The following is a 15,013-nucleotide window of genomic DNA, read 5'->3' on the forward strand; positions in this document are numbered from 1 at the left end:
AACAACATGAGTAAGCAATTGGAGAAGCAAGGAAGTGATAAAGTGATCGAAATGACAGACGTCTGGAAGTCTTATCCAAACAATGTTAGAGCTATTAATGGAATAAACTTACATATCGAAAAAGGCGAATTTGTATATGTAGTTGGTCCAAGTGGCGCTGGGAAATCAACTTTTATAAAAATGATGTACCGTGAAGAGTCACCGTCTAAAGGAGATATTCTAATAGATGGTGTTAACATAACAAAGCTTAAACATAAGCACATACCATATATAAGACGTAAAATCGGTGTCGTCTTTCAAGATTTCAAACTGCTACCATCATTAACTGTATTTGAAAATGTTGCGTTTGCACTCGAAGTCATCGAAGAAAGCCCATCCGTTATTAAGAGGCGCGTCATGGATGTGCTTGATGTGGTTCTTTTGAAAAATAAGGCTAGGTCTCTACCAAGCGAACTTTCCGGTGGGGAGCAACAACGCGTAGCGATTGCAAGAGCGATTGTCAACAATCCAGAAGTATTAATAGCGGACGAGCCTACTGGAAATTTAGACCCTGATACAGCTTGGGGAATTATGGACATCTTAGATGAGATTAATCACCGGGGGACAACGGTTATTATGGCGACACACAACAAAGATATTGTCAATACAATTAAGAAGCGAGTGATCGCGATTGAAAGTGGACGAGTTGTCCGGGATGAAGTAAGGGGGAGCTACGGTTATGAAAGCTAGAACCGTCGGACGTCACTTACGAGAAGGCTCAAAAAATCTTATCCGTAATGGTTGGATGACGTTCGCGTCTATTAGTGCCGTTGCGATTATGCTCTTTATTGTTGGTGTATTTCTATTACTTATAATGAATGTGAGCAACATTGTTCAAGGTGTAGAAGACGATGTGGAAATTATGGTGTTTATTGACCTTACCGCATCTGAAGAGCAGCAGGACGAGCTATTATCTGAACTTGAAACCATTCAAAATGTAGAAAACATTATTTATGTTGATCGTGAAGAGGGGTTAGAGCAATTTATTACAAGCCTTGATGAGTATGGCGAAATCTTTGAATCAATGCGTGGTGAAGAAAACCCACTGAATGATGTATTCGTCGTACGGGCTATTGACCCTCATTTGACCGAACAAGTAGCGAATCAAATCGAAGATCTTAGGCATGTAGAAAAAGTAGATTTTGGTAGAGAAACAGTTGAACGCTTATTTGCAATCACAAACATGGTTCGTACAGTTGGATTAGTGCTCGTTCTTGGAATGATGTTTACAGCGATGTTTTTAATTGCAAATACGATTAAATTAACGATCGTGGCTCGTAAGCGGGAAATTCAAATTATGAAACTAGTAGGGGCAACAAATGCTTTTATTCGTTGGCCGTTCTTCATTGAAGGTGTTCTACTTGGTGGGATCGGAGCCATTATTCCGATTGTGATTATTGGTGTAGGTTACTATTATTTAACAGAGCTCTTTGATGGACAAGCTGATCTGTTATTTTCATTGTTACCGGTTTTTCCTATTACATGGCAAATCGGATTGTTACTCCTATTAATAGGAGCGTTTATTGGAATTTGGGGAAGTATGGTGTCCGTACGAAAATTCTTAAAAGTATAACTAGGAGGAACAATTGGATGAGGAGGAAATTATTATTTATTGCTTTAGCGATCTTGATCGCAGCAAGTTCGCTAAGCTTTAATTTCATTTCGGAGCAAGCTTTGGCAAATAGTGAATTACGTGAGCAAATTTCAGAAGTGGAAAAAGAACGTCAAGAGACGGCAGAGGAAGCTGAAAAAACAGAAGAAGAATTACAGCAGCTAGAAGAAGAAATGCAAGAGCTAAATAGTGAAATCGAACGTATTGATCATGAAACAGCTGATACGAATCAAAAGATTCGTGAAAAACGAGCGGAGATTGAGGATGTTCAAGAGGAAATCGAACGTCTGCAAGAAGAGATTGAAATTCTCGAAGAGCGTATTGCGGAAAGAGACGAATTACTTCGCGACCGAGCTCGAACGATGTATCAATCAGGTGGGTCGGTTAATTATTTGGAAGTGGTACTAGGTTCACAATCGTTTAGTGATTTCTTAAGTCGAGTCAATGCATTATCAATGATTGCTCAACAAGATCGCAATATTTTAGATGCACATATTGCTGACCATGAACAGCTTGAAGAAGCTAAGACGGAAGTAGAAGAACAATTAATGACTTTAGAATCTCATTTAGAAGAATTAGAGAATCTAATGGTAGATTAGAAGAGCAGCGTGAAGAAAAAGATCAAGTGATGACTCAGCTCCAACAAAAAGAAGAAGAGTTACATACGGATCTTGGTGAACTGGAAAATGCGGAAGAGATTTTAAAGGCGCAAGAAGCAGCGTTGAAACAAGAGCTTGAGGCTTATGAGGAACGTAAGCGTCAAGAAGAGGAAGAGCGCAAGCGTCAGGAAGAAGCAGCAGCTGCAGCAACGAGCTCGAGTCAACCTTCTTCACAGCCATCACGTTCAAATCAAACGCATGCAGCACCAGAAGTTACTGATTCAGGATTTATGCGTCCAGCAACTGGTCGAATTACATCTGGTTATGGCTATCGTAGCTTCAATGGTGGTAACTTCCACCACGGAATCGATATTGGGAAAAATGGCCGAACGGGTGACGTTCCAATTGTAGCGGTTGCCGACGGAACGGTTGTTGATTCCTATTACTCAAATAGCTATGGGAATGTTGTCTTAATTGCCCATGTTGTTAATGGTGACCTTGTGACAACGTTATATGCTCATATGGAAAATCGTGAAGTATCTAAAGGACAAAGTGTTAGCAAGGGCCAACAATTAGGCCTTATGGGGAATACAGGTCAATCCTTTGGTGCTCACTTACACTTTGAAGTACATGAAGGTGGATGGAATGGAAATAAATCGAACTCTGTTGATCCAATGAGATATATTCCTAACTAAAGGTTATATGAAGGCCACTGGAAAGGTAAACATACCCATTTTCAGTGGTTTTTGTTTCAGTGCCAGAATGTCGATTTAACAAGATAATTATAATATAAGAGGAAGTAGGCGAATTCGTCAGAGGCTTTGGCTACATTTGTAACGACTAGGCAATTAAGTAAAGACGTACCGCGTTTTTCTTATATAAAGCTACCTCTCATTTGATTTGTATGAAGCAACCTCGCTACTTTTTGACTTTGTTTCTTTGTTTGTCTACAATTAAGAGGAGATGCAATAGATCGTATAACTTGTCTAGTAGTAGCATACGTTACAGTAAGATACCGGGCAGTACACAATGGTAGCTGTGTAGTGTCTTTTCCTTTCAAAAGGATGAGAAAGTTACATAATGTGAAAAAGTTCGAATACTTATCCAGCATGTAAGAGTTTGGAAAAAGCCTATATAGAAGGCCCCGTAACCTATTAAGGAGTTGGTCATAAATGAAAAAAGGACAAATCATCATGATTTTGGCAGTGGTTGTAGGATTAGGTGCATATGCCGTTTACTTACAACCGGACCCAACCTCCGTAAGCACACCTGATATCGGAGAACAAATTGAATCTATTGCTTCTGGGGATGAAGAGTTCCTTGAAAAATTCGAAGCAGCTCGTCTCATTATCGAAGAACATTACGTTGATGATGTCGATCATAATGAGTTGTTACAAGGGGCTATTGATGGGATGTTAGAAGCTTTAGGTGATCCATATTCGGTTTATATGGATCAAGAAGAAGCGAGTCAATTTACCGAATCGCTCGGCTCACATTTTGAAGGCATTGGTGCAGAGGTGATGATGTCGGATGGGAAGGTAACTATTGTGACTCCTATGCGCGAATCACCAGCAGAGCGTGCGGGTTTACTACCTAATGATCAAATTATTGAAATAGATGGTGAAACGACTGAAGGGTTATCGTTACAAGAGGCAGTTATGCAAATCCGTGGAGAAAAAGGCACAACCGTTCATTTAACGATTGAACGTGAAACGGCCAGTGAACTCGTCACAATTCCCGTTGTACGTGATGAAATTCCTATTGAAACTGTTCGTCATGAGCTAATTGAGCAAGATGAGCAGAAGATTGGGCTAATTGAAATTTTATCGTTCTCAATTGATACGGCAGAACATTTTGAAGCTGCGTTAGATGAATTAGAATCAAAAGGGATGGAAGGTCTAGTCATTGATGTGCGAGGTAACCCAGGTGGTTACTTAGACCAAGTTGAAGAAATAGGAAAATTAATTATTCCAAATCAGCAGCCAATTGTTCAGACAGAAAGTCGATCAGGAGAAAAGATGCGTTTCTTGTCTCCATTAAATGACCCTAAACCATACCCGATAGTCGGTGTAACTGATCGTGCATCCGCATCCGCATCAGAAATCTTATCTGCTGCGTTAATTGAAGCTGGTGAATATGATGTAGTTGGGGAAACAACATTCGGGAAAGGTACGGTTCAACAGACGATTCCGCTAGGTGATGGTAGTCAATTAAAGCTTTCCGTGTTTAAATGGTTGACATCAGCTGGTCATGATATTAATGGTGTAGGTGTAGAGCCGACCATTGAAGTTATGCAGCCTGATTATTTCTACACAGCTCCAGTTTCAGTGGGTGAAGACCCTTATGAAGAGGATATGCTAAATGAGCAAATTAGAAGTGCACAAATTATGTTAAATGGTTTAGGCTACAACCCTGGACGTGAGGATGGATATTTTAGTACGGAGACGACTGAAGCGGTTCGAGCCTTCCAAGAAGAGCATGATCTAGATATAACAGGTATCATAGATGAAGATACCGCATCGACTTTGCATGAACGTGTCGTTGAGGAAGTACGTGAACGAGAAAATGACCGTCAACTAAATCGAGCCATTGAAGTGGTTATTGAGCAAATCAACGAATGAGTATCTAATTAGAGTAAAGTTATTGAAAAAGAAAAAGGAATATGACTCATCGTTGTCGAATGTAGGAGGTAGTGGATGGGGCTTCCCTGTTTACTACCTTATTTTTAATTGATCAGGGTACATAAAATGAAAAGCTGAATGACGATTCAACGATTCGCGTCGGCACTGTTTGTGACACGCTGTTTTGAAGCAAGCCTTCTTTCATTTAATTTTGGAACATTACTGGATAACAAAGCTTGATCAAAAAGCACGAGAAAAAATGGCAATGATTCCTTTCGCTACGCGACTTGTGGCGAGAAAAGCACTCACCACAAGTTTTTTTAAGGTGTAGTGACTACATTCATTGCTTCGAGGTCATTCAAAAGGGGAAAAACGTCCTTTTTGAACAACCTCTAATAAAGACGCTTATAAGAAATTGAAGGAGCATGCGCAATGGTAGTAGACATCTTACAAACAATTGGAATCTTCTTAGCTTATTTTTTTGCAAATCCATTATTATACATTGGGATCGGAATGACGTTATTTCTTTCCTATTTACGAATTAAATCGGAAAGAAAGTCGTTTCACACACGAGTGTATGGGAAGAGGGCAGATTTTCTTATCCCATTTCTACCTGCTCTCGTCATGGGTGTATATGTTTCGATTGTAACGATTTTAATAGGGCTGACGGTTTCAATTCAATGGCTCTTACTCGTGAGTGCGCTCTACTTAATCCTAGCTTTTTCGTTACGAACTCGTTTTGTTTCACCAACGTACGTGTTTGGCTTATTACTACTAATCTATGTTTTTGCTCCTTTTTTCGAGTCCTTTAATTGGTTCCATCCAATTGCTGATGCGATACAATCGACTAATATAACGTCTGTTGCTATTTTGTTAGCATTATCACTTATGGCAGAAGGGATTTTAATTCGGACGAATGGACTTACTCATACATCGCCGCGTTTAGAAAAGAGTAAACGAGGAAAGTGGATTGGTTATCATGATGCTAATCGTTTATGGATTTTACCTGTTATCGCATTCGTACCAGAAGGGATGATCCCGACGCTTCCTTTTTGGCCTATTCTTTCAGTAGGAGAGCTTTCTTTACAACCGATTGTTTTTCCGATATTAATCGGTTTTCAGCTTCAAGTTCGAGGTTTCTACCCACCAACGGCGGTTCGTAAATATGGGCAGGTTGTGTTGCTTCTCGGGTTAGGAGCAATGGTCCTTTCAATAGGGACTTATTTCTTTTTATGGATTGCGCTCATTTTAGCGATTGGCTTGATCATTGCACGTGAGGTTATGATCTTTTTATTTAAAAAGCGTGATGAAGACCAACCTCCTTACTTTTCTTCCAGATCTACTGGCTGTATCATCGTCGGAGTTTTACCGGGAAGTCCAGCTGAAAAGATGAAGCTTCATATTGGAGAAACCATTCGAAAGGTTAATGGGGAACTAATCCATAATGAGCATGATTTTTATGAGCGTCTGCAAGTGAACAGTGCTTTTTGTAAGCTGGAAGTTGTTGATTTGAATGGAGAGGTACGGTTTGCACAAACAGCTCTTTATGATGGGGAGCATCATCAAATAGGTGTGTTATTTGTGAAGCAAGATCATCAGTGGCAGAATTCAATATAATATTTTTTACGACTGTCATAATGGCAGTCGTTTTTCTATTGGATAAGAATTTATAAAATTCGAAGGAGAAATGTAGCAAAAGCATAGAGGATGTTGGAAAACTCAAAGGAGAACGACGCCTTCGTACGTTACAAGTTTTTCTAAAAGAACCCCGTTCCAGAAAAACTAAAAACCGCTGTAACGTCTCCGCGCGTTGCTTTAAAGAAAAGACGCTGTCGCGTTTCCTTATATGGAATCCAAATTCCGCTTTAACTCCGTATTTATGTGAGAAGGTTTAGAAAGGTACTTGACGTTCCGCTATTGGGTGGTAAGGTGCACGAAATGTAATGGGAAAGGTGAAATAGAGGAATGAGTAGACCAAAAAGAGAGGAAGATAGACAGAATGGAGGAAATAGAGGAACGAGGAGACCGCTTGTGAGTACAAGATGTACTTGTTTTCAGTGACTTGCTCTCTACCTGTTTTTCTTAAAGAATACTAAATGCTTCTTTTTGGAAAGATAAGAAAAGATAATTTATGCAGAGGCCATTGAAAAAGGATTACCAAACATTTTCAGTGACTTTATTATGCAGTTTTTCTTATCTTGAAAGGAGCGATGGATGTGAAACGTTTCGTATGTGTAATGGTGATGGTTGTTTTCGTTTTTATGAGCTTAGGTGGAGTAGTTCATGCTCATTCACACGTTTCTTTTTTTGCTCATCGTGGGGCTTCTGCACTTGCCCCGGAAAATACGATTGAAGCGTTCGAACAGGCGATAAATATGGGTGCGGACTATATTGAGTTAGATATACAAATGAGTCAGGATGGTCACCTTGTCGTCATTCATGATGACACTCTCGATCGTACGACAAATGCTAGCGGAGACGTAAGTCATTATACGTTAGCCCAATTAAAAAAGCTCGATGCTGGCTCTTGGTTTGATGTGAGCTATGAAGGGGCGAAAATTCCAACATTAGAGGATGTCTTTCAAGCCTTCGGAGACCATGTCCATTACTGTATAGAAATTAAAGCAAATCAACGTTCAGAGTATATGATAGCCAAATTACATGAGTTAATTGAGAATTATCAATTAATGGATGTCGTGATGGTTCAATCGTTCGATGAGGATCTCCTCCATTTATTAAGAAATATAGACGTGACATATCCTCTAATTCAAATTATTAGTCGGCCGAAAAGTGGATTTCGTGGCAAAAATCAGTTATCTCATGTGGAAAGTTATGCCGATGGTCTATGTCTGAACGCTCGTTATACCTCTCCATCTTTTGTGAAGCATGCTAGAACGAAAGGCTTGCTCGTTCACATGTACACCGTCAATAAACGAAAGGATATAAAAAAGTGGCTTAATCGTGGAGTGACGGGAATTATTACCGATGATTTAAGGTTGATGGAATATTTTAAATGATATCAAAATGTCCGTTAGGTGTTCTTTCTGTGGCTAAGGCATCCTTTTCTCTAGAGATTTGTTTAGGAAAGCTCTATAATATAGGAGATAAATGTATTGAATAGAGAAAAAGGGGTATAACAGTTGGATGTATTGTTCGTATTAGTTGTTCCATTTTTGCTGATGGTTATTGTGACCCGTGTAACCTTTAGCCTAGTCGGAGCAACGATTGTAACTCTTATGATTGCGTTTGTATTAGGCGTGCATGAGCAACCGTTTTGGCTAATAGGCTTAGCAATCGGTTCATTTGTTGTCGGTTTACTAGTCGCGAAGAAAGTTTTGAAGCGTAAGCCAGGTATGTAAGGAGTATCCGTGTGTGGACAGGATGCTCTTTTTATCTTTTGTTTAAGTCTAGAATTTTTAAAGGAAAGTTGTTAGCTTAATCTTCTATATATCTTTTGCATATTAGGAACGTTTGTTCTATAATGATGAGGTGTGGAAACTTTTTGAAGTGGACTATTTTATAAAATAAGGGTTTCTGAGTAGGATTAATCAAGTTAGTGCTTCGTATGTTATACGTTGGGTTATCAGTGAAAAGTGCTATCGAGTTTTTCTTAGAAAGATTGAACGTGCTATAATGACGGCTACGAAAAGGTTCGGAAGGAGGAAGTTTGTTGATGAATGAATCATTTGAACTAGTATCGCCTTATAAGCCTGAGGGGGATCAGCCTCAGGCGATTGAGAAGATTGTTGAAGGAATCCGACGAAATGAAAAGCATCAAACGCTATTAGGAGCGACAGGGACTGGGAAAACATTCACGATGTCCAATGTCATTCAAGCTGTTAATAAGCCAACGTTAATTATGGCTCACAATAAAACGTTGGCAGGTCAGCTATATAGTGAGTTTAAAGAATTTTTTCCGAATAATGCGGTGGAGTATTTTGTTAGTTATTATGATTATTATCAGCCTGAGGCGTATGTTCCTAGCTCAGATACGTATATTGAAAAGGATGCGAGCATTAACGATGAAATTGATAAGCTGAGACACTCTGCGACTAGCGCTTTATTTGAACGGAATGATGTCATTATAATTGCGAGTGTATCATGTATATACGGTTTAGGTTCTCCAGAAGAATATCGTGAACTTGTCGTTTCATTAAGAATAGGGATGGAAATTGAACGGAATGATTTACTTCGGAAGCTCGTTGACATTCAATATAATCGTAATGATGTTAATTTTGTGCGCGGAACGTTTCGTGTTCGTGGTGATGTTGTTGAGATTTTCCCGGCTTCTCGTGATGAACAATGTATCCGTATTGAGTTTTTTGGTGATGAAATCGATCGAATTACCGAGGTGGATAGTTTAACAGGTGAAATAAAAGGGGAACGGAACCATGTCGCTATTTTCCCAGCATCTCACTTCGTTACACGTGAGGAAAAGATGAAAAAGGCGATCAAAAATATTGAGATAGAGCTAGAAGAACAGCTTGCCCACTTGCGAGAAGAGGGCAATCTACTAGAAGCACAGCGGTTGGAGCAGCGTACTCGATATGATATTGAAATGATGAGCGAAATGGGATTTTGCTCGGGGATTGAAAACTATTCTCGTCATTTGACATTACGTGAATCTGGAGCAACACCTTATACATTAATTGACTTTTTTCCAGATGATTTTCTGCTTATCATGGATGAGTCGCATGTCACTCTCCCACAAGTACGTGGGATGTATAACGGTGATAGAGCGCGCAAAGAAGTGCTGGTGAATCATGGCTTTCGTCTTCCATCGGCTCTTGATAACCGGCCATTACAGTTTGAAGAATTTGAAAAAAAAGTGCATCAAGTTGTGTATGTATCAGCAACACCAGGTCCTTATGAGCTCGAGCATTCACCTGATATGGTTGAGCAAATTATTCGTCCAACTGGATTATTAGATCCGACGATTAATGTTCGTCCAATTGAAGGACAAATTGATGATTTAATTGGTGAGATTCATGAGCGCGTTGAGAAAAATGAGCGTGTACTTGTGACGACGTTGACGAAGAAGATGTCGGAGGATTTAACCGATTATTTGAAAGAGATCGGGATTCGGGTTCGTTACTTACATTCTGAAGTAAAGACGCTTGAGAGGATCGAAATTATTCGTCAGCTGCGTATGGGTACATTTGATGTATTAGTTGGTATTAATCTTTTACGTGAAGGCCTCGATATTCCTGAAGTTTCGCTTGTGGCTATTTTAGATGCGGATAAAGAAGGCTTTTTACGTTCTGAGCGCTCGTTAATTCAGACGATTGGTCGTGCAGCGAGAAATTCAAACGGTCATGTTATTATGTACGCTGATAAAATCACTAAATCAATGAAAATTGCCCTTGATGAAACAAAGCGTCGTCGAACATTACAAGAAGAGCATAATGAGAGAAACGATATCACGCCGCAAACGATTCAAAAGAAAATACCAGAGGTCATCCAAGCGACACTTGTTGCAGAATCGACAGAAGATGGTTATAGTGTACCGAAGGCGAAGCTAAGTAAGAAAGAAAAAGATGCTATGCTTGAGCGGATGGAGCAAGAAATGAAGGATGCTGCACGTGAGTTGAATTTCGAGCGAGCGGCAGAGTTGCGTGATCTTATTTTAGAATTAAAAGCAGAGGGGTGATGTGTGGTGGCTTTAGAAGAAATCGTTGTAAAAGGAGCACGATCACACAATTTAAAAAATATTGATGTAACCATTCCACGTGATAAGCTCGTTGTATTAACGGGCTTATCTGGATCTGGTAAATCGTCATTAGCATTTGATACGATTTATGCTGAAGGTCAAAGACGTTATGTTGAATCGTTATCAGCGTATGCACGTCAATTTCTAGGGCAAATGGATAAACCAGATGTTGATGCAATTGAAGGGCTTTCACCGGCCATTTCGATCGATCAGAAAACAACTAGCCGTAACCCACGTTCAACAGTCGGAACGGTAACGGAGATCTTTGATTATTTGCGTCTTCTCTATGCTCGAATTGGGAAACCTGTCTGTCCGAAGCATGGAATCGAAATTACATCTCAAACGATTCAGCAAATGGTCGATCGTTTGAAGGATTTTCCTGAACGAACCAAAATGCAAATACTTGCACCGATCGTATCAGGACGTAAAGGAACGCATGCGAAAGTATTTGAAGATATTAAGAAGCAAGGCTTCGTCCGGATGCGAATTAATGGGGAAATGTATGAAGTGGCAGAAGAAGTGACGCTTGAGAAAAATAAAAAGCATCATATTGAAGTTGTCATTGATCGTGTTGTTATGAAGGAAGGAATTGAGACCCGGCTCGCTGATTCACTTGAGACGGCACTTGCATTAGCAGATGGTCGCGTCTTAGTCGACGTCATCGGTGACGAAGAGCTGTTGTTTAGTCAGCACCATGCGTGTCCTGAATGTGGCTTTTCGATACAAGAATTAGAGCCGCGAATGTTCTCGTTTAACAGTCCATTTGGAGCGTGCCCGACATGCGATGGTTTAGGGTCGAAGCTCGAGGTCGATGTTGATCTCGTTATCCCAGATCGTTCAAAGACACTACGTGAAGGCGCGATCGTTGCTTGGGAGCCAACGAGTTCACAATATTATCCGAAGTTACTTGAAGCGGTTTGTTCCCATTATCAAATTGACATGGATACATCTATTGATCAATTGCCTGCCAATTTGTTAGATAAAGTGTTGTTTGGTAGTGGGGCTGAGCGAATTTTCTTCCGCTATGAAAATGAATTTGGCCAAGTACGTGAGAATGATATTTTATTTGAAGGTGTCATTCATAATATTAGTCGTCGTTATCATGAAACAAGCTCGGATTACATTCGCGAGCAAATGGAAACATACATGACACAGAAGAAATGTCCAACTTGTAAAGGATATCGCCTTAAAAAGGAAGCACGTGCTGTCTTTATAGGTGGTTCTCATCTTGGGCAAGTAGCCGCTTTATCGGTGAAGGATGCGTTGGTTTTCTTTGAGAGCTTACAGTTAAGTGAAAAGGATTATGCGATTGCTCGCCTTATTTTAAAGGAAATTAACGATCGTTTAGGCTTCCTTGTAAATGTAGGGCTTGATTATTTGTCATTAGACCGTGCTGCCGGAACACTATCTGGTGGGGAAGCTCAACGAATTCGACTAGCCACGCAAATTGGCTCGTCATTAATGGGGGTTCTTTACATATTAGATGAACCGTCGATTGGTTTACATCAACGAGATAATGACCGTCTCATTCAAACGCTTGAACATATGAGGAATTTAGGGAATACGTTAATCGTTGTCGAGCATGATGAAGATACGATGCTGGCAGCTGATTATATTATTGACATTGGCCCTGGTGCTGGCATCCATGGTGGAGAAATAACGGCACAAGGAACACCGCAAGAAATTATGGTGAATGAACAATCTTTAACAGGTCAATATTTGGCTGGGAAAAGGTTTATTCCTGTTCCGCATGAGCGTAGACGAAGCGCGGGGCGCTCCTTCACTGTTAAAAAGGCAAGTGAAAACAATTTGAAAAATGTAACTGTTACATTCCCTTTGGGTGTATTTACAGCGGTCACGGGGGTTTCGGGATCAGGAAAAAGTACTCTCATTAATGGAATTGTTCATAAGGCTTTGGCTCAAAAGCTCCATCGTGCAAAAGACAAGCCAGGTGCTCACAAGGAAATCACGGGACTGGACGAAATTGATAAAGTGATCGATATTGACCAATCGCCAATTGGCCGAACGCCACGCTCGAATCCAGCAACCTATACAGGAGTTTTTGATGATATTCGTGATGTTTTTGCCATGACGAATGAGGCGAAGGTAAGAGGGTATAAGAAAGGGCGCTTTAGTTTTAACGTAAAAGGCGGGCGCTGTGAAGCATGTCGTGGTGACGGTATTATTAAAATCGAAATGCATTTCTTACCTGACGTATACGTGCCTTGTGAGGTGTGCGAAGGAAAACGTTATAATCGTGAAACGTTAGAAATAACATATAAAGGTAAGACGATTGCTGATGTGTTAAGTATGACGGTCGAAGAGAGTTTAAGCTTCTTTGAAAATATTCCGAAAATTAAACGGAAAATTCAAACGTTGCTTGATGTCGGATTAGGATATATAAAGCTTGGACAGGCAGCAACGACTTTATCTGGTGGGGAAGCGCAACGAGTGAAGCTTGCTCCCAGCTTCATAAACGAGCAACAGGTAAAACGTTGTACATTTTGGATGAGCCAACAACTGGGTTACACGTTGATGATATTGACCGCTTATTAAACGTATTGCAAAGACTTGTAAATAACGGCGATACCGTTCTTGTCATTGAACATAATTTAGATGTCATTAAAACGGTTGATCATATTATTGATCTTGGTCCGGAAGGTGGCGATAAAGGTGGGCAAATAGTTGCGGAAGGCACTCCAGAGGAAGTAGCAGAAATAAAAGGCTCCTATACCGGACAATATTTGAAACCTATCCTTGAACGAGATCGTAGAAGAATGGAAGAGCGAGTCATTGAAAGTGTGTGAGCGGATTTTAAGATAGAATAACATTCACGCAGAAGATTTAGGGTAAAATGTAAATAGACCCTAAGAAAAGCCGCTATCGCGGTTTTCTTAATCATTAGAATTTAATAACACTAGCAGAAGTAGGAAAGGGAAGAATCGAGGGAGTTGTAGGTGGGCTCACGGATGACGTTGGCTTCGCACGTTACACGTTTTTCTGAAAGAACCCCACTTTCAAAAAAACGTAAAACCATTGTTACGGCTCCGCAAAACGCAATTAAGAAAAGCCGCTATCGCGGTTTTCTTATTAAATTTCTTTTAGGAGGGACTATGTAATGGAAGAGCGTAAGATGATATTGAAGATGATTGAGGATGGAAAGATTACTGCTGAAGAAGGAGTAAAGCTATTAGAAGCAATTGAAGACAAAGAGCCTTTCGAGACAAATCAAGAAGCTAAGTCGGAAGTGACGACTAAAGTGAACTGGGATGAAGGGGACTCCTACAGAGAGCGTGCTCGTCATTCTCGAACATCAACGACGAACTTATTTACTTCTTTCATTGATAGTGCCATTCAAAAAATTAAAGATGTCGATCTCGATTTTAATTTTGGCACGTCGTTTGATGTCGATCATATTTTCCAGCATCGCGAGCATTCCCCGACTTCCATTGATGTTTCTTTAGAAAATGGTTCGATTACGTTTCAACCGTGGGATGAAAAGGACGTCCGAGTGGAATGTACAGCGAAGGTTTATCGAGCGAAGGATTTAGAAGAAGCACGTCGGATTTTCCTAGATGAATGCTCCTTCCGTATATCTGATCAGCGTATGCTTTTTCATACGAAAACAAAATCAATAAAAGTGCAAACCGTCATCTATGTACCTCGAAAGGAATTTGAACATGTGAAGTTGTATACGTTTAATGGTCAAATTATTGGGGAAAAGATAGAAGTCGATACGTTTGACATTAATGCGATGAACGGTTCGTTACAATTAACTGATGTGCAATCGAAAAAGCTAATTGCTGAGACAGTGAATGGCGCGATTGATTTGACACACTCAAAAGCTGAGCTCGTTGATGTGAAAACATTAAATGGTGCCATTACAATCGATGGTCAAGTGCAAGATTTAGATGCTGAGTCGGTGAATGGCTCGATTACGTATCATATTGGTCAACTAGATGAATCAGGCTATGCAGATTTAAAAGCAGCAACAGGTAGTATACACTTAGTTGTTCCAAAAAGCTTACGAATTGAAGGGAAATTGAAGACAAATGTCGGAGGTTTTTCAGTTGGAATGTATGATCACGAAAAGCTTGAGGAGAAGAAGGAGTTTGCTCAAAAGCAATTAACGTTCATCGGTAACCAACAGTCATCTCCGCGGGTAAAAGTGAATGCATTAACGAATACCGGCTCTATTGTCATAAAAGATCAAGTAAACTGAGGTGGGTAACAATGAAACGATTATATCGTTCACAATATGATCGGAAGCTAGCAGGTATATGCGGTGGGCTTGCCGATTACTTTAAAATCGATGCAACGATTATTAGAATTGTCATGGTTGTTTTGTTTTTTATATCTATTGGTTTTCCTGTATTAGTTGCTTATATTATCGGGGCCTTTATAATCCCAAATGAAGAGGATGTGTCTTAAT

Annotated in this window: 11 protein-coding genes and 1 pseudogene; all 12 read left to right on the plus strand. The window is 40.1% G+C overall.

Translation table 11 applies throughout. The annotated features are described in order from the left end of the window. Positions 1–42 precede the first annotated feature (42 nt). Positions 43–729 (plus strand): cell division ATP-binding protein FtsE, encoded by a 687-nt coding sequence (gene ftsE, locus JCM9152_RS13780; protein WP_035345567.1) that lies wholly within the window; start codon positions 43–45, stop codon positions 727–729. Next, positions 719–1,612: a permease-like cell division protein FtsX gene (gene ftsX, locus JCM9152_RS13785; RefSeq protein ID WP_035345422.1), complete on the plus strand. Its 894-nt coding sequence runs from the start codon at positions 719–721 to the stop codon at positions 1,610–1,612. Before ftsE ends, ftsX begins: the two co-directional genes overlap by 11 nt. Before the next feature lie 17 nt (positions 1,613–1,629). After that, positions 1,630–2,250, plus strand: coding sequence for a coiled-coil domain-containing protein (locus JCM9152_RS24130; protein WP_218186897.1), 621 nt, complete (start codon positions 1,630–1,632; stop codon positions 2,248–2,250). A gap of 29 nt (positions 2,251–2,279) precedes the next feature. Further along, positions 2,280–2,945, plus strand: coding sequence for a M23 family metallopeptidase (locus JCM9152_RS24135; RefSeq protein WP_218186898.1), 666 nt, complete (start codon positions 2,280–2,282; stop codon positions 2,943–2,945). Positions 2,946–3,422: 477 nt separating this feature from the next. Then, the gene (locus JCM9152_RS13795; protein ID WP_035345426.1) at positions 3,423–4,871 is read left to right on the plus strand and encodes a S41 family peptidase; all 1,449 of its coding nucleotides are present in this window, start codon (positions 3,423–3,425) and stop codon (positions 4,869–4,871) included. Positions 4,872–5,303: 432 nt separating this feature from the next. After that, positions 5,304–6,488 carry a PDZ domain-containing protein gene (locus JCM9152_RS13800; RefSeq protein WP_035345428.1) on the plus strand — a complete coding sequence of 395 codons (1,185 nt, stop codon included), beginning with the start codon at positions 5,304–5,306 and terminating at the stop codon, positions 6,486–6,488. 599 nt (positions 6,489–7,087) lie between these two features. After that, positions 7,088–7,888, plus strand: a complete 801-nt coding sequence (locus JCM9152_RS13805) for a glycerophosphodiester phosphodiesterase (protein ID WP_052015964.1) — start codon at positions 7,088–7,090, stop codon at positions 7,886–7,888. 123 nt (positions 7,889–8,011) lie between these two features. Further along, positions 8,012–8,230, plus strand: a complete 219-nt coding sequence (locus tag JCM9152_RS13810) for a DUF2198 family protein (RefSeq protein WP_035345438.1) — start codon at positions 8,012–8,014, stop codon at positions 8,228–8,230. A gap of 314 nt (positions 8,231–8,544) precedes the next feature. Beyond that, entirely contained in the window at positions 8,545–10,521 is a 1,977-nt protein-coding gene (uvrB, locus tag JCM9152_RS13815; RefSeq protein ID WP_035345440.1) for an excinuclease ABC subunit UvrB, read from the plus strand. A 6-nt stretch (positions 10,522–10,527) separates the two neighbouring features. Beyond that, a pseudogene (uvrA, locus tag JCM9152_RS13820) lies at positions 10,528–13,388 on the plus strand (excinuclease ABC subunit UvrA). A 311-nt stretch (positions 13,389–13,699) separates the two neighbouring features. Further along, a complete protein-coding gene (locus tag JCM9152_RS13825) occupies positions 13,700–14,803 on the plus strand; it encodes a DUF4097 family beta strand repeat-containing protein (protein ID WP_035345443.1) in 1,104 nt (367 codons plus the stop codon). Positions 14,804–14,814: 11 nt separating this feature from the next. Continuing rightward, positions 14,815–15,012, plus strand: a complete 198-nt coding sequence (locus tag JCM9152_RS13830) for a PspC domain-containing protein (protein ID WP_035345444.1) — start codon at positions 14,815–14,817, stop codon at positions 15,010–15,012. The last annotated feature ends 1 nt before the right edge of the window (position 15,013 follow it).

It is taken from the genome of Halalkalibacter hemicellulosilyticusJCM 9152, from assembly GCF_000513115.1.
GTDB lineage: Bacteria > Bacillota > Bacilli > Bacillales > Bacillaceae_D > Halalkalibacter > Halalkalibacter hemicellulosilyticus.

Excerpts from the sequence above, each read along its gene's own strand:
- JCM9152_RS13795 (WP_035345426.1), top strand. The coding sequence starts at position 3,423 with ATGAAAAAAGGACAAATCATCATGATTTTGGCAGTGGTTGTAGGATTA.
- JCM9152_RS13825 (WP_035345443.1), top strand. The coding sequence starts at position 13,700 with ATGGAAGAGCGTAAGATGATATTGAAGATGATTGAGGATGGAAAGATT.
- JCM9152_RS13800 (WP_035345428.1), top strand. The coding sequence starts at position 5,304 with ATGGTAGTAGACATCTTACAAACAATTGGAATCTTCTTAGCTTATTTT.
- ftsX (WP_035345422.1), top strand. The coding sequence starts at position 719 with ATGAAAGCTAGAACCGTCGGACGTCACTTACGAGAAGGCTCAAAAAAT.
- JCM9152_RS13830 (WP_035345444.1), top strand. The coding sequence starts at position 14,815 with ATGAAACGATTATATCGTTCACAATATGATCGGAAGCTAGCAGGTATA.
- uvrB (WP_035345440.1), top strand. The coding sequence starts at position 8,545 with ATGAATGAATCATTTGAACTAGTATCGCCTTATAAGCCTGAGGGGGAT.
- JCM9152_RS24130 (WP_218186897.1), top strand. The coding sequence starts at position 1,630 with ATGAGGAGGAAATTATTATTTATTGCTTTAGCGATCTTGATCGCAGCA.
- JCM9152_RS24135 (WP_218186898.1), top strand. The coding sequence starts at position 2,280 with ATGACTCAGCTCCAACAAAAAGAAGAAGAGTTACATACGGATCTTGGT.